Origin of the sequence: Methylobacterium sp. 285MFTsu5.1 (assembly GCF_000383455.1) — a bacterium.
In the GTDB taxonomy this organism is placed as follows: domain Bacteria; phylum Pseudomonadota; class Alphaproteobacteria; order Rhizobiales; family Beijerinckiaceae; genus Methylobacterium.
The window spans coordinates 44,800-64,275 of sequence record NZ_KB911283.1 but is presented as its reverse complement, the minus strand read 5'-3'; the positions used below and the strand labels follow the sequence as shown (position 1 = coordinate 64,275).

Below are 19,476 nucleotides of genomic sequence, written 5' to 3'. Positions count from 1 at the left end.
CGCGGCCGCTCCCAACGGGTGATAGGTCAGTCCCCATGACGTTTCTCAAGGCGGCCGAGGCCCGTCAACCCTGGCTGGGGCGGCCGGGGCGCCGACCGCCCCGGATCCTCAAGCGTGTACCCGCGGGATTGCCCCCGGTCCGACGCCTCCGCTAGGCAGGCTCTCGGGCGACGGGAGCGGACGCGCATGGCCGAGGCAGGGGAACCGGGATCGGGACGCCTCTGGATCCGCGACCCGCGCGCCGTCCTGGCCGAGGCCGCCGGCGGCGGGATCGTGGTGGCGGGCACCCGGATCGTCGAGTGCGTGGCGGCGGGCGCGCGCCCCGCCGCGCCCGTGGACGCGACCTTCGACGCGTCGCGCCACGTGGTCATCCCGGGGCTGATCAACACGCACCACCACGCCTTCCAGACGCTGACCCGCGCCCATCCGCTGGCGCTCAACAAGCCGCTCTTCCCCTGGCTGGAGGCGCTCTACACGGTCTGAGGGCGGATCACCCCGGAGGCGTTCCGGCTCGCCACGCGGGTCGCCTTCACCGAGCTGCTGCTCTCGGGCTGCACCACGGCGGGCGACCACCACTACCTGTTCCCGAAGGGCCTCGAGGCGTCGATGGACATCCAGGTCGCGGAGGCCCGCGACCTCGGGATCCGGGCCGCGCTCACCCGCGGCTCCCTGAGCTTGTCCGACCGGGCGGGCGGCCTGTCGCCCGCGGCCCTGACCCAGGACGACGACGCGATCCTCTCGGACTGCGAGCGGGTGCTGAACCTGTTCCACGATTCCGCCCCCGGGGCGATGGTGCAGATCGCCCTCGCCCCCTGCTCGCCCTTCTCGGTGACCGAGCGCTTGATGCGCGCGAGCGCGGAGCTCGCCGCCCGCAGCGGGTGCCGGCTGCACACCCATCTCGGCGAGACGCGCGACGAGGAGGCCTATTGCCAGCAGATGTTCGGCTGCCGCCCGGTGGAGTACCTCGAAGAGGTCGGCTGGCTGAGCGACCGGGTCTGGCTCGCGCACGGCATCCACCTCACCGATGCCGAGGTCGCGCGGCTCGGCGCGGCCGGCGTCGGTGTCTGTCACTGCCCGATCTCGAACATGACCCTGGCCTCGGGCCGCTGCCGCACCTGCGAGCTGGAGGCGGCGGGCGCGCCCGTCGGCCTCGGCGTCGACGGCTCGGCCTCGAACGACAGCTCGAACCTGATGGAGGGAGTGCGCCACGCCCTCATGATCAACCGGCTCACCTACGGGGCGGAGGCCGTGACGCATCTCGACGCCCTGCGCTGGGCGACCGAGGGCTCGGCCGCCTGTCTCGGCCGCTCCGATATCGGCCGGATCGCGCCGGGCCGCGAGGCGGATCTCGCCCTGTTCACCCTGGACGAGCTGCGCTTCTCCGGAGCCCACGACCCGCTGGCGGCGCTCGTCCTGTGCGGCGCCACCCGGGCCGACCGGGTGATGGTCGCGGGGCGCTGGCGGGTGATCGACGGGCAGCCGCTCGGGGTCGATACCGGGATGCTGCGCGAGGCGCATTCCCGGCTGGCGGTGGACTTGTTCGGGGACGCGTAGGGGCGGCCCTGATCCGACCCGCTCCGTCATCGCGAGCGCAGCGACCCAGGGCAGCGCGCGATCTCCGGATGCGGTGTGTCCCTGGATTGCTTCGCTCCGCTCGCAACGACGAACGGCGGGGCCCGCCCGTGGGCGAGCCCCGCGCGACGTTTCTCAGAACAGCCCGTCGATCTGCCCGTTGGCGTCGAGCCGGATCGTGTCGGCGGCCGGCACCCGGGGCAGGCCCGGCATGGTCATGATCTCCCCGCAGATCGCCACCACGAAGCCCGCGCCGGCCGAGAGCCGGACGTCGCGCACGCCGACGATGTGGCCCTCGGGGGCGCCCATCAGGGTCGGGTCGGTGGAGAAGGAGTACTGGGTCTTGGCCATGCAGATCGGCAGGTGGCCGTAGCCGTCCTTCTCGAAGGTGGCGAGCTTGCCGGCGGCCTTGGTCTCGATCTGGATGTCGGCGGCGCCGTACAGCTTGGTGGCGATCGCCCGGATCTTGTCGGTGAGCCGGCTCTCGGTCTCGTAGGCGTGGCGGATCGGCGCCGGCTCGGCCTGGCTGAGCTTGACCACCGCGCGGGCGAGTTCCTCGGCCCCGGCACCGCCCTCGGCCCAGTGGCGGCAGGTGATCGCCTCCACGTCGAGCCGCTCGCGGCACAGGTCCTTGAGCTTGGCGTGCTCGGCGTCGGTGTCGGCGTGGAAGTGGTTGACGCCGACCACCACCGGCAGGCCGAAGCCGCGCAGGTTGGTGACGTGACGGGCGAGATTGGCGAAACCCTTCTCCAGGGCGTCGATGTTCTCGGACCCGAGGTTCTTCTTGTCGACGCCGCCGTGCATCTTGAGGGCGCGGACCGTCGCCACCACCACCACGGCCGAGGGAGTCAGGCCCGCCTGCCGGCACTTGATGTCCAGGAACTTCTCGGCGCCGAGATCGGCGCCGAAGCCGGCCTCCGTCACCGTGTAGTCGGCGAGCCGCAGGCCGGCCCGCGTGGCAATCACCGAGTTGCAGCCGTGGGCGATGTTGGCGAAGGGGCCGCCGTGGATCAGCGCCGGGTTGCCCTCGAGGGTCTGCACGAGGTTCGGCTGCAGGGCGTCCTTGAGCAGCACCGTCATGGCGCCGGTGGCCTTCACGTCCTTGAGGGTGACGAGCTTGCGGTCGCGGGTCTCGGCGATGACGATCCGGCCGAGGCGCTCCTCCAGGTCGGCGAGGTCCTTGGCGAGGCAGAACACCGCCATCACCTCGGAGGCCACCGTGATGTCGAACCCGTCCTCGCGGGGGAAGCCGTTGGCGACGCCGCCGAGCGACTGGTTGATCGCGCGCAGGGCCCGGTCGTTCATGTCGACGACCCGGCGCCAGTGGATCCGGCGCACGTCGATGTTGAGCTCGTTCGCCCAGTAGACGTGGTTGTCGATCAGCGCGGCCGCGAGGCTGTGGGCCGACGTGATCGCGTGGAAGTCGCCGGTGAAGTGCAGGTTGATCTGCTCCATCGGCACGACCTGCGCCTTGCCGCCGCCGGCCGCGCCGCCCTTCATGCCGAAGCACGGCCCGAGCGAGGGCTCGCGCAGGCAGATCATGGTCTTCTCGCCGATGCGGTTCAGGGCGTCGCCCAGGCCCACCGTGGTGGTGGTCTTGCCCTCGCCCGCGGGCGTCGGGGAGATCGCCGTCACCAGCACGAGCTTGCCGGGCTTCCGGCTCTCCAGCCCGGCGATGTAGCCGTGGTCGATCTTGGCGATGTGCTTGCCGTAATTGTGGAGCGCGTCATCCGGGATGCCGAGCTTCTCGGCGACCTGCGCGATCGGCTTCAGGGTCGCGGCGCGGGCGATCTCGATGTCTGACGGCATGGGCCTTCCTCCCTGGGTCGCGGGCACGTGCCCGCCCGCCGGCTCTTGCCGTGCGAATCTCCTGCCGGGCGGGACGCGGCGTGGCCGCCCGCGAACGGCCACGCACTGTGCGTCAAAGCTCGCGAAAATGCGCGTCGATTTTTATGAGCTGGCGGACAAAATACTCTTGTCGATCGCGCTGTCCCCTGCTCCGACGCCGGCGCGCTCCCGGATGGTCCGTCCGAGCCCGGCCGCCGGGGGTCTTCGCGTGCCCGCGCCGCTCAGAACTTGACCAGCTCGACGCGCCGGTTCTGCGCCCGCCCCGCCTCGCTGTCGTCGGCGGCGACCGGGCTGGCGGCGCCGAAGCCCTTGGCCCTCAACCGGTCCTTCGCGATGCCGGCGCCGACGAGCCTCGCCATGACCGCTCTGGCACGGCCGTCGGACAGGGCCTGGTTATGCGAAGCGGCCCCGGTCCCGTCCGTGTAGCCGTTGATCGCGAGCCGCAGGCCGGAATCCGTCCGCAGCAGGGCCGCCACCGCGTCGATCTGCGGGGCGGAGGCCGGCAGGATCTCGGTCCTGTCGGTGGCGAAGTTGACCTGGATCACCGCCTTCCCGGTCTTGTCGAGATCCTGCTTCAGCCGCTCGGCGGGCAGGAGGGCGGCGGTCTGCACGAACGGCTTCGTCTCGAGGATCGTCCAGGCCGCGGTGAAGCTGTCGGGCACGAAATGCACCCAGATCTGCCGGTCCGGCCGGCGGATCACCCAGGTCTGGGCGGGCACGTTGTAGACGTCGCCCAGGCCCTCATACATCCCGATCCGGATCTCCTCCGGCAGCGTCTCCGTCACGGAGTTGGGGATCCGGCCGTCGGCGATCTTCCGGCCGCCGGCCTGCGTCAGCACGGCCTCGATGTTCTTCTTCAGCTCGTAGGCGGAGTAGGTCTTGCCGTCCTTGGGACCGATCAGGGACTGGAAGACCTTGCCTTCGACCTCGTGGAGCGCTGCGCCGGTCCAGAACAGGAAATGCCCGAATTCCCGCGTCTCGGGCGGGTTCACCGGCTGGTAGCCGTCGGGCAGCGCGAAGTAGGGAAAGCGACCGAGCGGCGCGTCCGAGACGGGAACGGAATCGAGCGCGAAGGACTTCGGCGCCGCCGCCGCGTCCTGCGCCCGCGCGGGATAGGCCCCGATCCCGGACGCCGCGCAGGCGAGGGCCAGCAGGACACAGACAGGCTTCAGCGCTCTCACGTCGCACTCCGGAACGTTGCGGAGGCGCGACGATAGCGGGCGCGGATCGGTGGGCAATTAGGTCGCTCGACCTACGGCCTCCGGGCCGCAGCGCGGGCGCCCGAAGCCGCGACAGGGCGGCGGGCGCGGGCCGGATCTCGCGGCCTCGCGTCCCGAAATGGCCCGCGCATCGTCGGGACGGCGCGGCAGCCGCACCGCCCCGAGGCGGGACTTGGCGGGAGGCCTAGCCCCCCGACTTCTTGGCCTTGTCGGCGGAGCCCGGCGCCTCGTGCGGCTGGGGGGCGCCCTTCGGGAGTTCCGGGTTGTCGGGATTGTGCGGGGCGGCGACCGGCGCCGGCACCGTCTCGGCGGTGGCGGTGGGCTTCTCGATGTCGGGCAGCCCGTCCTTCAACTTCGCGTTGATCTGGGTGAGGTCGTCCGGCTCGGGGTTCAGGTCCTTGGCGTGCTGCCACTGGAACTTGCCCTCGAGGCGCCGGCCCGAGCGCCAGTAGGCGTCGCCGAGGTGGTCGTTGATGGTCGGATCGCCGGGCTTCAGCTCGACCGCCTTCTCCAGCTCGCGCACCGCGTCGTCCCAGCGGCCGAGGCGGTAATAGGCCCAGCCGAGGCTGTCGACGATCATGCCGTCCCGCGGGCTCGCGTCGGCGGCCTGCTGCAGCAGCTTGAACGCCTCGTCGATGTTGATGTTCTGGTCGACCCAGGAATAGCCGAGGTAGTTCATCACCTGGGCCTTGGCGGCCGGCTGGTTGGCCGGCACCAGGGACAGGGCCTTCTTCAGGTCGGCCTCGGCCTTCGGCCACTGCTTGGCGCGCTCGTAGGCGGTGCCGCGGAAATAGTAGGTCGTCCAGTAGTTGGATTGCGGCCGGTTCCCGATCAGGTCGATGGCGCGGGTGTAGGTGGCCGCCGCCTCCTCGTACTTCTTGCGGGCGCGCTGCACGTTGCCCAGCGCGGTGATGACGTCGATGTCGTCCGGGTGGGCCTTCATCGCCGCGTCGAGATGGGCCAGCGCCTCGTCGCCCTTGCCCATCTGCTCCAGGTTCAGGCCGATCTGGATGTCGGCGTTGAGCTTGAGCGGGGAATTGGCCGGGATCTGCGCGTAGGCCTCGTTGGCGCGCTCGGGCTGCTTCATCCGGTCGAGCGTGTCGGCGAGCGTCAGCCGGGCCAGCGCGTGGTCGGGGGCGAGGTAGAGGGCGAGCCGCAGGTAGATCACCGCGGGCAGCTCGTCGCCCTGGGTCGAGCCGGCGGAGCCCAGCCCGTACAGCACCTCGGCGGCGCCCTCCTGGGCGGTGCCGATCAGCCGCGTGAGCGGCTTGCCGTCCTTCAGCTTCTCGAGGGCGTCGCGCACCAGCGGGTGGCGCGGCGAGAGCTGGTCGAAGTCGGAATAGGCCTGGATCGCCAGGTCGGTGCGGCCGAGGCTGGCCTCCATGCGGGCGTAGGCGTCGACGATGCGCAGGGTGTTGTGGTCGGCGTCGTAGGCGGCCTTGAGGCGGCGCTCGGCCTCGGCGTTGTCGCCGGTCACCGAGGCGATCAGGCCGGCATGGTAGTCCCGGAAGGTGTTGTAGTAGCGCTCGCCGCGGAGCTTGTTGACCGTCTCCAGCGCCTTCTTGCTGTCGCCGGCGCCCGCGTAGGACCAGGCGGTGAGCAGCGTCGCGGTCAGGTCCGTGGCGGCGCCCCGGCCGCTCCGGGAAAAGTTCTGGCGGGCGGCGGCCCACTGGCCGGCCTTGATCTGGCGCACCCCGAGGGAGAGGTTGGCGAGGCCGTTGGTCGGATCGCGGGCGATCAGCTTCTCGGCGGTGCGGAACGCGTCCGGCAGGGCGCCGTCGGCCAGCAGTGAGATGAAGGCGCGCTCGACGAGTTCCGCGTTGCGCGGGTCGGCCTTCACCGCCTCGCGGTAGAAGGTCGCCGCCGCCGCCGTGTCCCGCGACGCGCCCGCGATGTAGGCGGAGAGGAAGTTGCCCTCGAGCGAGTCCGCGGGCTCGTAGTCGAGCACCGGGGTCGATTCCTTCGGCTGCGCGGCGAGCACGGTCTGCGGGAGCCCGGCGGCGAGCAGCAGGGCGAGCGCCGAAACGCTCCGGCGGGCGCGTGTCATCATCATGAACCGATCGCGGCTCCTGGGCGCCGGCCCGTCGGGGGCCGGGCGCGAGAATGGCGGGGCATCCCCGAAAAAACGTTGGGGACACTGAACCCATCCCGCCAGCCCCGCAAGGCGAAAGGATGGCGCGGGGGTTGAGCCGGGTTGGTCGGCCGTCCCGTCATCGCGAGCGCAGCGAAGCGACCCAGGGCGGCGGGACGTCTGCCCACGGAGCGGTTCACTGGATTGCTTCGTTGCGCTCGCAAAGACGTGAGCCTCGGCCCCTCGGCCGAGGGCTGACCTCACATGTTCGGGTAGTTCGGCCCGCCCGGACCCTCCGGCGTCACCCAGTCGATGTTCTGGTTCGGATCCTTGATGTCGCAGGTCTTGCAGTGGACGCAGTTCTGCGCGTTGATCTGGTAGCGCACGCCGTCGCTGGCTGAAGAATCCTCCACCCACTCGTAGACGCCGGCCGGGCAGTAGCGGCCGGACGGGCCGCCGTAGACGTCGTGCTCGGAGCGCTTCTGCAGCTCCATATCGCGGACCTTCAGGTGGGGCGGCTGGTCCTCCTCGTGGTTGGTGTTCGACAGGTAGACCGAGGAGAGCCGGTCGAAGGTCAGCTTGCCGTCCGGCTTCGGATAGACGATCGGCGTCACCTCCGAGAGCGGCTTGAGGCAGGCGTGATCCGGCTTGCCGTGGGACAGCGTGCCGAACGGCGAGGCGCCGAGGATGCTGGTCGCCCACATGTCGATCCCGCCGAGCCCGACGCCGACCAGCGTGCCGTACTTGGACCAGAGCGGCTTGACGTTGCGCACCGCCTTCAGGTCCTGCCCGATCGGGCTGTCGCGCCATCCGGCCTCGTAGGCGGTGAGCTCGTCGCCGGCGCGGCCCGCCTTCAGGGCGTCCGCGATGGCGTCGGCCGCCTGCATGCCGGACAGCACCGCGTTGTGCGAGCCCTTGATCCGCGGCACGTTCACGAAGCCGGCCGAGCATCCGACGAGGCACCCGCCGGGGAAGACCAGCTTGGGCACCGACTGCCAGCCGCCCTCCATGATGGCGCGCGCGCCGTAGCCGATGCGCTTGGCGCCCTCGAAGGTCTCGGCGATCATCGGGTGGGTCTTGAAGCGCTGGAACTCCTCGAAGGGCGACAGGGTCGGGTTCTCGTAGTTCAGGTGCGTGACGAAGCCGACCGAGAGCAGGTGGTCATCGAAGTGGTAGAGCCAGGAGCCGCCGCCGGCCTTGTTGGGCAGCGGCCAGCCCATCGTGTGCTGCACCAGCCCGGGCTCGAACTTGCCGGGCGCGAGCTGCCAGAGCTCCTTCACGCCGAGCCCGTACTTGAAGTGGTCGCTGTGCCGGTTGAGTTCGAAGCGCTGGATCAGACCCTTGGTCAGGTTGCCGCGGGCGCCTTCGCCGAACACCGTGTACTTGGCGCGCAGCTCCATACCGCGGGTGTAGTCCTCGCGCGGCTCGCCGGACCGGCCGATGCCGAGATCGCCCGTGGCGACGCCCGCCACGGCGCCGTTGCCGTCGAACAGCACCTCGGAGGCCGGGAAGCCCGGGTAGATCTCGACGCCGAGCGCCTCGGCCTGGGCGCCGAGGTACTTGCAGACGTTCGAGAGCGAGCCGACGAAGTTGCCGTGGTTCGACATGAGCTTGGGGAAGAACACGTTCGGCAGGGTGATGCCGCTGTTCTTGGTGAGCATCATGAACTCGTCGCGCTGCACCTCCGTCTTGAGCGGCCGCTCCGGGTCGGTGCGCCACTCCGGCAGCAGGCGATCCAGGCCGATCGGGTCGATCACCGCCCCCGACAGGATGTGGGCGCCGACCTCCGAGCCCTTCTCGACGACGACGACCGAGATCTCCTCGCCGATCTCGGCGGCGCGCTGCTTCAGGCGGATCGCGGTGGCGAGGCCGGCCGGGCCGGCGCCCACCACGACCACGTCGAAATCCATGCTCTCGCGTTCGGGCAGCGCCATCCTCGGGTTCCTTTTCTTGTTCCGGCGCCCGGTTCGTCGCCGGGCCGGCCTTCCTGATGCCGTCTCAAGCGATTCCAAGCTAGAAAGGCAAGTTGCCGACGCTCAAGCTCAAGGCAAAGTTCCCTTTGCCGCAGGGAACGGCGTCACAGCGCTGCGCCGCGCCGCGCTGTTCGGTCACGCAAGTCCTTGCCACCCGGAGCGATTCGGCGAGTTGTCCACAGGCCCCGGCGATCCCACATGCTGAGTCCCATGCCGAGCCCCACCGACGCGCAAGCCGACCTGATCGCCTATCTCGACTTCCACGTGGAGGCCGGGGCCGACGCGGCGCTCGACGAGCAGCCGCACGACCGCTTCAACGAGGCCGACACGCCCGCGCCTACCCTGCGCACGCCGCGCCGGGCGCCCCCCCGGGCCGCCGAGCAGCCGGTCAGCCCGGTCGCCAACACGCTCGTGCCGCCCCCCGGATCGGCGCCCCCGGGCACGGCCGCGCCCATCGCGGCGCCGCGCACCTTCGGCCGCGCCGCCAGCGCCCAGCCCGACGAGGCCGCGAGCGACGCCCGCGCTAGGGCGCGGCAGGCCAAGTCCCTCGACGAGCTCGAACGGATTCTCGCGGATTTCGACGCCTGCCCGCTGCGCTTCACGGCGAAGAACCTCGTCTTCGCCGACGGCAATCCCGAGGCGCGGGTGATGTTTCTCGGCGAGGCGCCCGGCGCCGACGAGGACCGGATCGGCAAGCCGTTCATGGGCCGCTCAGGCCAGCTCCTCGACAAGATGATGAAGGCGGTCGGGCTCGACCGGACGAGCGCCTATATCGGCAACATCGTGCCCTGGCGGCCGCCGGGCAACCGCAACCCGACCCCCCAGGAGGTGGCCGTGTGCCGGCCCTTCGTGGAGCGCCAGATCGAACTCGTCGACCCGGACATCATCGTCTGCCTCGGCGCGCCCGCGACCCAGACGCTGACCGGCACCAAGGACGGCATCCTGCGGACCCGAGGCCGCCTCTTCCCGTACAAGTTGCCGAGCCGCGAGGTGAAGCTGCTCGCCACGCTCCACCCAGCCTTCCTGCTGCGCCAGCCGGTCCAGAAGCGCCTCGCGTGGCGGGACTTCCGGTCCCTGCGCGCCCTCCTCGACGGGAAAGCGTGACCGCGAGCTTGACCGGAGTGACGGAACCGGCTCTCCCCTCCCGCCATTAGAGCTTCGTTCCCGCTGCTGGCGCGCCATCGGCCGGACACGACGACGCACAGCCAATCCCGGCCCGCCCGAGGCGGCCGGCGCAGCACTGATGGCGGGACCCAACCATGCGCTGGGAAGATCTACGCAGCTCCGACAACGTCGAGGATCGCCGGGGCGAGGGCGGCGGCGGTGGCGGCATGGGCTTTCCCGGCGGCGGCGCCGGCGGGCTCGGCATCGGCACCATCGTGGTGCTGCTGATCATCAGCTACTTCACGGGCATCAACCCGGCGATCCTGATCGGCGGGGCTCAGCAGATCGGCGGCGGCGGCCGCAGCCAGCAGGAGCAGGTCGACCCGCAGACCCAGGCCAAGCGGCGCCAGGCCCCGACCGACGAGAGCGGCCGGTTCGCCTCCAAGATCCTCGGCAACACCGAGGACGTGTGGAGTCAGATCCTGCCGCAGCAGACCGGCAAGCAGTACACTCCGACGACGCTGGTGCTCTACACCGGCGGCACGCGCTCCGGCTGCGGCTCGGCCCAGGCCGCGATGGGCCCGTTCTACTGCCCGCTCGACAAGAAGGTCTATCTCGACACCGGCTTCTTCAAGGAGATGGCCTCGAAGTTCGGCGTGAAGGGCGACTTCGCCTACGCGTACGTGATCGCCCACGAGGTCGGCCACCACGTCCAGGACGTGCTCGGCATCCTCGGCAAGGTCCAGCAGCGCCAGCAGCAGGCCTCCAGCAAGACCGAGGCGAATGCCCTCTCGGTGCGGATCGAGCTGATGGCCGACTGCCTCGCCGGCGTCTGGGCCAAGAACTCCAACGACAAGTACGCCGAGCTCGAGCAGGGCGACATCGACGAAGCGCTGAACGCCGCCGCGCAGATCGGCGACGACGCGCTCCAGCAGCGCTCGCGGGGCTACGTGGTGCCGGATTCCTTCACCCACGGCTCCTCGGCCCAGCGCCAGCGCTGGTTCATGGCCGGCTACAAGAGCGGCCAGACCAAGTCCTGCGACACGTTCCGGACGGCCAATAACTGAAGGCGGATCGCGGCTTCACGAGCCGCCCCCGTCATCGCGAGCGCAGCGAAGCGACCCAGGGTAACGTGACGTCGCCGGATGTGGCGCCGCTGGATTGCTTCGCTGCGCCCGCGATGACGGCGCGCCGAGACCCGGCGGGCACGGGCCTCACCCCCGGCTCAGCCGCCGCGCGTTCGCCTGGACCTTCCGCCGGTAGCTGCGGATCACCTTGCCGTTCGAGGCGCCTGCGGCGAGCATGAGGGCCGCCTCGCCGGCGGCCAGCATCTTCTCCGTCACCATGAGCTGCGCCTCGGCCTGGGCCGCGGGGCCGCCGAGGGCGAACATCGCCATGCGCTGGGCGATGACGCCCTGCGCCTCCAGCCCCAGCATGGCCATGTCCATGCCCGTCATCCACCAACCGAACAGCATCGCGATCCTCATGTTGCCCAGGGCAACGGCCGAGCCTCATCCTGGGTCCCGGGATGCGCCCAGGCCTGCGCCGGACGCAAGCGTTATCCCGCACTGCGGCACCCTGCCTTTGCGCCGCGTCGGCCGATGCCGTAAGCGGCCGGGATACTCCCGGACACCTTCCGGACAGCGACCTCCCGGACAGCGCCCGCCGCCATGATACGCCTGGACAAGATCACCAAGCAGAACGGGCGGCAGCTCGTCTTCATCGAGGCCTCGGCCGCCCTCCAGCGGGGCGAGAAGGTCGGCCTGGTCGGCCCGAACGGGGCCGGCAAGACCACCCTGTTCCGGATGATCATCGGCCAGGAGCAGCCCGACGAGGGCCAGGTCGCGGCCGACCGGGGCATCACCATCGGCTATTTCAGCCAGGACGTCGGCGAGATGTCCGGCCGCAGCGTCGTCACCGAGGTGATGGACGGCGCCGGCCCGGTGAGCGCGGTCGCGGCCGAGCTCGCCGAGCTCGGCGCGGCGCTCGCCGACCCGGACCGCGCCGACGAGATGGACGCCCTGGTCGAGCGCTACGGCGAGGTCCAGGCCCGGTTCGAGGAGCTCGACGGCTACGCCCTGGAGGGCCGGGCCCGCGAGGTGCTCGACGGGCTGAGCTTCAGCCAGGAGATGATGGACGGCGACGTCGGCGCCCTCTCGGGCGGCTGGAAGATGCGCGTCGCGCTCGCCCGCATCCTGCTGATGCGCCCGGACGTGATGCTCCTCGACGAGCCGTCCAACCACCTCGACATCGAGAGCCTGATCTGGCTCGAATCGTTCCTGAAGGGCTACGACGGCGCCCTGCTGATGACCTCGCACGACCGCGAGTTCATGAACCGCATCGTCACCAAGATCATCGAGATCGACGCCGGCGCGCTCACTACCTACTCGGGCGACTACGCCTTCTACGAGGGCCAGCGGAAGCTCAACGAGGCGCAGGCCCAGGCGCAGTACGAGCGCCAGCAGGCGATGCTGGCGAAGGAGATCGCCTTCATCGAGCGGTTCAAGGCGCGGGCCTCCCACGCCGCCCAGGTGCAGAGCCGGGTGAAGAAGCTCGACAAGATCGAGCGCGTCGAGCCGCCCCGGCGGCGGCAATCGGTGGCCTTCGAGTTCCAGCCGGCACCGCGCTCGGGCGACGACGTCGTGATGCTCAAGGGCGTGAACAAGCGCTACGGCAGCCGCACGATCTACGAGGGACTCGACTTCTCGGTGCGGCGCAAGGAGCGCTGGTGCGTGATGGGCATCAACGGCGCCGGCAAGTCGACGCTGCTCAAGCTCGTCACCGGCACCACCGCGCCCGACGACGGCTCGGTCACGGTCGGCGGCAGCGTCAAGCTCGGCTACTTCGCCCAGCACGCCATGGACCTGCTCGACGGCGACCGCACGGTGTTCCAGACCCTGGAGGATTCCTTCCCGCAGGCCGGCCAGGGGTCGCTGCGGGCGCTGGCCGGCTGCTTCGGCTTCTCGGGCGACGACGTCGAGAAGCGCTGCCGGGTGCTCTCGGGCGGCGAGAAGGCCCGGCTGGTCATGGCGCTGATGCTCTACGACCCGCCGAATTTCCTGGTGCTCGACGAGCCGACCAACCACCTCGACATGGGCACCAAGGAGATGCTGATCGAGGCGCTGGCCAATTACGAGGGGACGATGCTGTTCGTGTCCCACGACCGGCACTTCCTGGCCGCCCTCTCGAACCGGGTGCTCGAGGTCACGCCGGAGGGCATCCACCAGTACGGCGGCGGCTACACCGAGTACGTGGCCCGCACCGGCCAGGAGGCGCCGGGCCTCCGGAGCTGACGGTCCGCTCCGTCCTCGCGGGCGCAGCGAAGCGACCGAGGACAGCGCGTCCCGGCGAGGCCCGGCGCTGCTGGATCGCTTCGCCGCGCTCCCGAGGACGGCGGAGGGTTCCGGCCGGAAGCCCTGCGACCGGCGCGCCGCTATCGCCCCCCGGCGCCCCGCGCTAGGCTGCGCCGAAACGGCCCGGGTGAGACGCCGTGCGACGCCTGCTGAAGTTCCTCCACACGATGGGGTCCGCGGGGCTGCTAGGGGCCATGGCGTCCCTGGTCGTCATGCTGAGCCTGTCGCCCGCGCCGTCCGCCCTAGCGGGCTACGCGGCGACGCGGGGCGCGATGGGCGCGGTCGCCACCTGGATCTTCCTGCCCGCCCTGGCGGTGACGCTGATGTCGGGCCTGCTGGCGATGGCGCTGAACCGCGCCTTCCTCAACGCCGGCTGGGCGTGGGTGAAGCTCGCCACCGGCGTCCTGATGTTCGAGGGCGGGCTGGTCTACGTCCAGGGCCCGATGAAGCAGGAGGCGGAGCAGAGCGCCCGCGCGCTGGCGGGCCTCGTCGATCCCGCGGTGCTGGCCGTCTCGCTGACCGGCGAGCGCGGCACCCTCTGGGTCCTGCTGGCGGTCGCGACCGCGAACGTGGCGCTCGGGATCTGGCGGCCGCGGATCCTGCGGATCCCCCAGTAGCGAAGCCGCGTCGGGCCCGATCCCAGCCCGATTGATTGCCGGCTTTAAATCTATTTCCCGATACAGAACCCGCTGAACAGCCGGTCGAGGACGTCCTCGACGCCGACATGGCCCGCGACCGCGCCGAGCGCCCGCACCGCGAGCCGCAGATCCTCCGCAGCCAGCTCCGGGAGACCGCCGGCACTCCCTGAGACGCGATCGAGATGGCCGATGCAGGCCTCCAGCGCGGCCCTGTGCCGGGCGCGGGTGATCAGCGCGTCGCCGGTGCCGAGACCGTCTTCGGCCGCGGCCTGGATCGCATCGAGTAGGGCGTCCATGCCGGCGCCGGTATGGGCCGAGACCGTCACGTCCGCCGGATCACCCCCCTGTTCTGAGCCGGCAAAAAGATCGGCTTTGGTACGCACGGTCAGGACCGGGCCCCGCGCCGGCCCGAGATCCGGGACCGCGCCGCCGGGGGGCTTGAGGGCGACCACGAGATCGGCCGTGTCGATCCGCGCCCGCGTCCGCACGATCCCCGCCGCCTCGATCGGCTCCGCGGTCTCGCGGAGCCCGGCTGTGTCGACCAGCAGGACCGGGAGGCCGCCGAGGTCGAGCCGCACCTCGATGGCGTCGCGGGTCGTCCCCGGGCTGTCCGACACGATGGCTACGTCCCGTCGGCTCAGCGCGTTCAGCAGGGTCGATTTCCCGCTGTTGGGAGACCCCGCCAGCACCACCGTGAACCCGTCACGCAGGCGCTCGCCGCGCTGGCCGTCGCGCAGCGCCGCGGCGATCGCGTCGCGCAGGCGGGCGGCGCGGTCGAGCAGCGCCGCGTCGAGCCCGGCATCGTCCACGTCCCCCTCGTCGGCGAAGTCCAGCGCGGCCTCCGCGGCGGCGAGGCAGTCGATCGCCTCCGCGCGCCACGCGGCCACCTGCCGGCTGAGCGCGCCGTCGAGCTGGCGCAGGGCCTGCCGGCGCTGGCCCTCGGTCTCCGCGTCGATCAGGTCGGCGACGGCCTCCGCCTCGGCGAGATCCATCCGCCCGTTGAGGACGGCCCGCCGGGTGAAAGCCCCGGGCTCGGCGGCCCGGCAGCCCGGGAGGCGGGCGAGGGTGGCGAGGACGCGCATCCGCACGGCCGCGCCACCGTGCAGGTGCAGCTCGCCCATATCCTCGCCGCTGTAGGTGTTCGGCCCGGGAAACCACGCCACCAGCGCCCGGTCGAGCTCGGTGCCGTCGTGGGGATCCCGGAGGCTCCGCAGCGACAGCCGGCGGGGCGGCGGCAGGCGTCCGCCCAGGGCGACGAGCGCGTCGCGCGCGGCCGGGCCGCTGATGCGGATCACCGCGACGGCGGCCCGGCCGAAGCCGCTGGCCGGCGCGAAGAGGGTGTCGGTATCGATCATGTTCCCACAGGGCCGCGCGAGGGGCGGAGTTTCACGTGAAACAATCGCGGCCGCCCTATACCATCCCGGCGCCGACGCGCCGCGCCCGCTTGCGCCGTCGCGATCTCGAACGGGGATCCGCCATGATCGTCTGGACCCGCCGCGCCGTCGGCCTCGGCCTGCTCGCCGCGCCCCTCGCCGCCGCCCTCCCCGCGTCCCCGGTCCTGTCCGCGCGCGCCGCGGAGGCCGAGCCGGACTGGGCCGCCATCGAGCGCCGGCTCGGCGGCCGCCTCGGGATCGCGGCCGCCTCGGCGGACCGCGTCCTCGCCGCCTACCGCGCCGACGCGCGCTTCCCGATGTGCAGCACCTTCAAGGCGCTGGCGGTGGCGGCGGTCCTGGCGCGGGTCGATGCCGGCCGCGAGACCCTCGACCGGGTCGTCAGCTACGGGGCCGGGGACCTCCTGAGCTACGCGCCCGTGACCCGGAAGGCGCTGGAGGCCTGCGCCGGGACCGGGCGGATGAGCGTCGCGGACCTGTGCGCGGCCACGCTGATCTGGAGCGACAACACGGCCGCCAACCTGCTCCTAGCGGATCTCGGCGGGCCCGAGGCGCTGACCGCGTGGCTGCGGACCACCGGCGATCCCGTCACCCGCCTCGACCGGACCGAGCCGACCCTTAACACCGCGTTGCCCGGCGACCCGCGCGACACGACCACGCCGGACGCCATGCGGGCGACCCTAGGCCGTGTCCTCCTCGGAACCGTCCTGTCGCCGGCCTCGCGCGCCCGGCTGGAGGCCTGGATGGTCGCCTGCGAGACCGGCCGGAAGCGCCTGCGGGCCGGCCTCCCGCCCGGCTGGATCGCGGGCGACAAGACCGGGAGCGGCGACAACGGCACCGTCAACGACGTGGCGATCCTCCGGCCGCCGGGGCGCGCGCCGATCCTCGCGGCGGTCTACGTCACGGAATCGACCGCCTCCCCCGACACCTGCGCGGCGGCCTACGCGGAGATCGGCCGCCTCATCGCCGCGCGCGCCCATTCGACCTGACCGGACGAACCATGAAGACAGCCGCCAAGACGCCCAACAAGACACTTTCCAAGACGACCCGCGCGACGCTCGCCCTCGACAAGGCTGGCATCCGGTACAGCCTCCACGTCTACGCGTACGATCCGGACGCGCCGCGCATCGGCCTGCAGGCCGCGGAGGCGCTCGGGGTGGACCCGGGACGCGTGCTGAAGACCCTGATGGCGTCGGTCGACGGACGGACGGTCTGCCTGCTCGTGACCTCCGACAGGGAGGTGTCGATGAAGCGGGTCGCCGCCGCCTTCTCGGGCAAGGCCGCGTCCATGCTCAAGCCGGCCGACGCCGAGCGGCTGACCGGCTACCATGTCGGCGGGATCAGCCCGCTCGGACAGAAGCGGTCCTTCCCGACCGCGATCGACGCCGGATCCTTGACCGAGCCGGCGGCCGAGATCCACGTCAACGGCGGCGGCCGCGGCTTGCAGATCCGGCTGACCGAGGGCGATCTGGCCGCCGTCCTGGACGCCCTCGTCGTGCCGCTGACGTGATCCCGCGGTAATCACTCGTTTACCCTGCCGTCGCACGGTGTCGCCTTCCGACAGAGACGAAGGCGGCGCAGGGGCGGCATGCGGGAGACGGCACGCAGGGCGGTGACGGCGCTCGGACTCGTCCTGCTGCTCGCGGTACCGGGCCGGGCGGCCGATCTCGACGTCCGCTACGGCGCCGAGGCGGGCGTGGGCGGCAGCCCCCGCTTCTTCCCGCGCAACGACGGCCTCGACCGTCGGCCGGTCTACGCGGTCCGGTCCCGTCGCGTGCCGGTGGGCTGCACGCCCCGGCGGGTGCCCGTGCCGACCAACGCCCCGGACGATCCGAGCTACGTCGGCTCCGAGTACGGCCTGGGGCATCCGAGCTATTACGGCTTCACGCCGCCGCTGGGCGTGGACGACCCCTTCGGGCGCTCCCTCCTGCCCTACTGCCCCTGACGCCGACCGCGACGACGGGATCCGGCGTCGACTGCTGGATTCCACCGCTCCCCATCATGCTCTAGACCGGCCCTGCCCTCCCCCGGAGCCCGTGCCGTGTCCGAGTCGACCTTCCAGTCCTTCCGCGACCTCGCAGCCCTGCGCGGATGCGTGGCCGCGTGGCGCGCGGCGGGCGAGCGCGTCGTCCTGATCCCGACCATGGGCGCCCTGCACGACGGGCACCTCGCCCTCGTTGCCGAGGCGCGGCGGATCGGCCGCCGGACCGTCGCCAGCATCTTCGTCAATCCCACTCAGTTCGGCCCGAACGAGGATTTCGCCCGCTACCCCCGCGACCTCGACGCGGATCTGGCCCTGCTGGCGGGGGCCGGCGCGGACGCCGCCTGGACGCCCGGCGTCGAGACCATGTACCCGCCGGGCTTCGCCACCCGGATCGAGGTCGCGGGCCTGACCGAGGGGCTGTGCGGGCCGTTCCGGCCCGGCCATTTCGCCGGCGTCGCCACGGTGGTGACCAAGCTCCTCAACCAGGTCCGGCCGGACGTCGCCCTGTTCGGCGAGAAGGACTTCCAGCAGCTCCGCGTGCTCCAGCAGGTAGCGGCGGATCTCGACCTCGCGGTGGAGATCCGCGGCGTGCCGACCGTGCGCGAGCCCGACGGCCTCGCGCTGTCGTCGCGCAACCGCTACCTCTCGGCCGAGGAGCGCGCCGTCGCCCCGAAGCTCCAGGCCGTCCTGGCCGAGATCGCCTCCGCCTCCCGCAACGGCACCCCAGTGGCCGGCCGGATCGCCGCCGGGCGGGCGGCGCTGGAGGCGGCGGGGTTCCGCGTCCAGTACCTCGCGGTCTGCGACGCCCGGACCCTGGTGCCGGTGGAGCGGGTCGACGGCCCGGCCCGCGTCATCGCCGCGGCCTTCCTGGGCCGGACCCGGCTGATCGACAATCGCGCCGTCTAGGCCGGCGCCGGTCCGACCGCCGACGGTCGTGGCCGCCGGGCCACGACGCGCGGATTTCCGGGTTTCACTGCGCCAGGTGATTGGCGCCGCCCTGCCGACCTGCTCTCTGCTGGTCGCGTGATCGGAACGCGCACCGCACCGGCCATCCTGGCCGTGTCCCTCGCCCTGGCGGGCCCCGCCGGCGCCTACGGCGAGGACGCGTTCGAGGGGATGGCCGGCCCCTACGGCGAGCGCCTGCGCTACGACGCGAAGGGGTTGACGCTCACCTTCCCCGAGCCCGACGTGAAGCTCCGGATCGGCGGGCGGCTGCACATCGACGGTGGCGCGGCGGGTTTCAGCCGGCCGGACCTGCCCGAGGCCTTCCCCGACAACGTCGCCGTGCGCCGGGCCTGGATCGAGCCGACGCTCACGATCGGCCGCGACTGGGTGATCGCCTTCCAGTACGATTTCGCCGACCCGATGCTGCCGATCAACGACGCGCTGGTCGCCTGGAAGGGGCTGCCGGACACGATCCTGACGCTCGGCAACATGAAGGAGCCCTTCAGCCTGGAATGGCTGCAGAGCAACAACGACACGCTGTTCGCCGAGCGCTCGGTGGCCAACGCCCTCGTGCCGGAGCGCCGGTTCGGCTTCGCCGCCGGGCACCACAGGGCGGCCTGGACCGCGGTGGCCGGCGTCTTCGGCAACGCCGCCAGCAGCGGCATCGACGGGGACGGTGTCGCGGTGGCGGCCCGCGCCACCGTCGCGCCGATCATGGAAGGGGACGAGACCCTGCATCTCGGTCTCGCCGGGGTCTTCCGCAGCCGGTCCCGGTCGGACGGGGCCTTCAGCTTCTCCAGCCCCGCCGGCGCCTTCCTGTTCGAGCGCCCCCTGGTGGATACGGGCGACCTCCCCGACGCCGCCAGCGTGTCGCGCCTCGGCGCCGAGCTGGCCTATCGCCGCGGCCCGTTCCTGCTGCAGGCCGAGTACATCCGGGCCGCGTTGCAGCCGTTCCGCGGTCCCGGCCAGCCCGGCACCGCGCTCGATTTCCAGGGCGGCTACGTCGAGGCGGCCCTGGTGCTCAACGGCGAGGGCCGCGCCTACGCGCTGACGCCGCAGAGCGGCACCACCTACGCGACCTTCCGGGGCGTGACGGTTCCGGAGGCGCAGCGACTCTCCCGGGGCGGGATCGGGGTGTTCGAGCTTGCGGTGCGCTACAGCGCCGTCGACCTGGACGCCCGGGGCTTCCGCGGGGGCATGGAGCAGGACGTGACCCTCGGTCTGAGCTGGTATCCCGAGCCTAACCTCCGGTTGATCGGGAACGTCGTGCACGGGCGCGTGCAGCCGGGGGTGGCCCAGGCCGAGACGCTGGGCACCCGCCCGTTCACGGTCGACACGGTGATCGCGCGCCTGCAGATCTACTGGTGACGGGGACCA

15 protein-coding genes and 1 pseudogene are annotated in these 19,476 nt (G+C 71.8%); 10 read left to right on the top strand and 6 right to left on the bottom strand.

All coding sequences use genetic code 11. The features are described from left to right. Positions 1–186 precede the first annotated feature (186 nt). Positions 187–1,554 (top strand): annotated as a pseudogene (locus tag H288_RS32520) (8-oxoguanine deaminase). Positions 1,555–1,707: 153 nt separating this feature from the next. On the opposite strand, the gene H288_RS0119810 reads toward H288_RS32520, so the two are convergent. The 4 genes from H288_RS0119810 to H288_RS0119795 form a co-directional block, all read right to left on the bottom strand. Beyond that, positions 1,708–3,381: a formate--tetrahydrofolate ligase gene (locus H288_RS0119810; RefSeq protein WP_020094314.1), complete on the bottom strand. Its 1,674-nt coding sequence runs from the start codon at positions 3,379–3,381 to the stop codon at positions 1,708–1,710. A 260-nt stretch (positions 3,382–3,641) separates the two neighbouring features. Then, a complete protein-coding gene (locus H288_RS0119805) occupies positions 3,642–4,601 on the bottom strand; it encodes an OmpA family protein (RefSeq protein WP_020094313.1) in 960 nt (319 codons plus the stop codon). A 223-nt stretch (positions 4,602–4,824) separates the two neighbouring features. Then, on the bottom strand, positions 4,825–6,693 hold the full coding sequence (locus H288_RS0119800; protein ID WP_020094312.1) for a tetratricopeptide repeat protein: 1,869 nt from the start codon (positions 6,691–6,693) through the stop codon (positions 4,825–4,827). Positions 6,694–6,971: 278 nt separating this feature from the next. Beyond that, entirely contained in the window at positions 6,972–8,645 is a 1,674-nt protein-coding gene (locus tag H288_RS0119795) for an electron transfer flavoprotein-ubiquinone oxidoreductase (RefSeq protein ID WP_020094311.1), read from the bottom strand. A 237-nt stretch (positions 8,646–8,882) separates the two neighbouring features. On the opposite strand from H288_RS0119795, the gene H288_RS0119790 reads away from it, so the two are divergent. Both H288_RS0119790 and H288_RS0119785 read left to right on the top strand, forming a co-directional pair. Then, positions 8,883–9,788, top strand: coding sequence for a uracil-DNA glycosylase (locus H288_RS0119790; protein ID WP_020094310.1), 906 nt, complete (start codon positions 8,883–8,885; stop codon positions 9,786–9,788). A gap of 155 nt (positions 9,789–9,943) precedes the next feature. Then, the gene (locus tag H288_RS0119785; RefSeq protein WP_020094309.1) at positions 9,944–10,855 is read left to right on the top strand and encodes a neutral zinc metallopeptidase; all 912 of its coding nucleotides are present in this window, start codon (positions 9,944–9,946) and stop codon (positions 10,853–10,855) included. Between the two features lie 147 nt (positions 10,856–11,002). Here the strand turns inward: H288_RS0119785 and H288_RS0119780 are convergent, their stop codons facing one another. Beyond that, a complete protein-coding gene (locus H288_RS0119780) occupies positions 11,003–11,263 on the bottom strand; it encodes a hypothetical protein (protein ID WP_020094308.1) in 261 nt (86 codons plus the stop codon). A gap of 195 nt (positions 11,264–11,458) precedes the next feature. On the opposite strand from H288_RS0119780, the gene H288_RS0119775 reads away from it, so the two are divergent. Together H288_RS0119775 and H288_RS0119770 are read left to right on the top strand one after the other, a co-directional pair. Next, positions 11,459–13,081 (top strand): ABC-F family ATP-binding cassette domain-containing protein, encoded by a 1,623-nt coding sequence (locus tag H288_RS0119775; protein ID WP_020094307.1) that lies wholly within the window; start codon positions 11,459–11,461, stop codon positions 13,079–13,081. Positions 13,082–13,278: 197 nt separating this feature from the next. Then, on the top strand, positions 13,279–13,758 hold the full coding sequence (locus H288_RS0119770; protein ID WP_026605110.1) for a hypothetical protein: 480 nt from the start codon (positions 13,279–13,281) through the stop codon (positions 13,756–13,758). A 50-nt stretch (positions 13,759–13,808) separates the two neighbouring features. Here the strand turns inward: H288_RS0119770 and mnmE are convergent, their stop codons facing one another. After that, positions 13,809–15,134 carry a tRNA uridine-5-carboxymethylaminomethyl(34) synthesis GTPase MnmE gene (gene mnmE / locus H288_RS0119765; protein ID WP_020094305.1) on the bottom strand — a complete coding sequence of 442 codons (1,326 nt, stop codon included), beginning with the start codon at positions 15,132–15,134 and terminating at the stop codon, positions 13,809–13,811. 122 nt (positions 15,135–15,256) lie between these two features. Between mnmE and bla the strand changes: the two genes are divergently transcribed. The 5 genes from bla (at position 15,257) to H288_RS32515 (ending at position 19,467) form a co-directional block, all read left to right on the top strand. After that, positions 15,257–16,159: a class A beta-lactamase gene (gene bla, locus H288_RS0119760; RefSeq protein ID WP_020094304.1), complete on the top strand. Its 903-nt coding sequence runs from the start codon at positions 15,257–15,259 to the stop codon at positions 16,157–16,159. A gap of 11 nt (positions 16,160–16,170) precedes the next feature. Further along, entirely contained in the window at positions 16,171–16,680 is a 510-nt protein-coding gene (locus H288_RS0119755; RefSeq protein WP_020094303.1) for an aminoacyl-tRNA deacylase, read from the top strand. Positions 16,681–16,758: 78 nt separating this feature from the next. Beyond that, the gene (locus tag H288_RS0119750) at positions 16,759–17,115 is read left to right on the top strand and encodes a hypothetical protein (protein ID WP_020094302.1); all 357 of its coding nucleotides are present in this window, start codon (positions 16,759–16,761) and stop codon (positions 17,113–17,115) included. Between the two features lie 96 nt (positions 17,116–17,211). Beyond that, positions 17,212–18,060 (top strand): pantoate--beta-alanine ligase, encoded by an 849-nt coding sequence (gene panC / locus H288_RS0119745; protein WP_020094301.1) that lies wholly within the window; start codon positions 17,212–17,214, stop codon positions 18,058–18,060. Between the two features lie 117 nt (positions 18,061–18,177). Continuing rightward, positions 18,178–19,467 (top strand): porin, encoded by a 1,290-nt coding sequence (locus H288_RS32515; protein WP_020094300.1) that lies wholly within the window; start codon positions 18,178–18,180, stop codon positions 19,465–19,467. Positions 19,468–19,476: the final 9 nt, after the last annotated feature.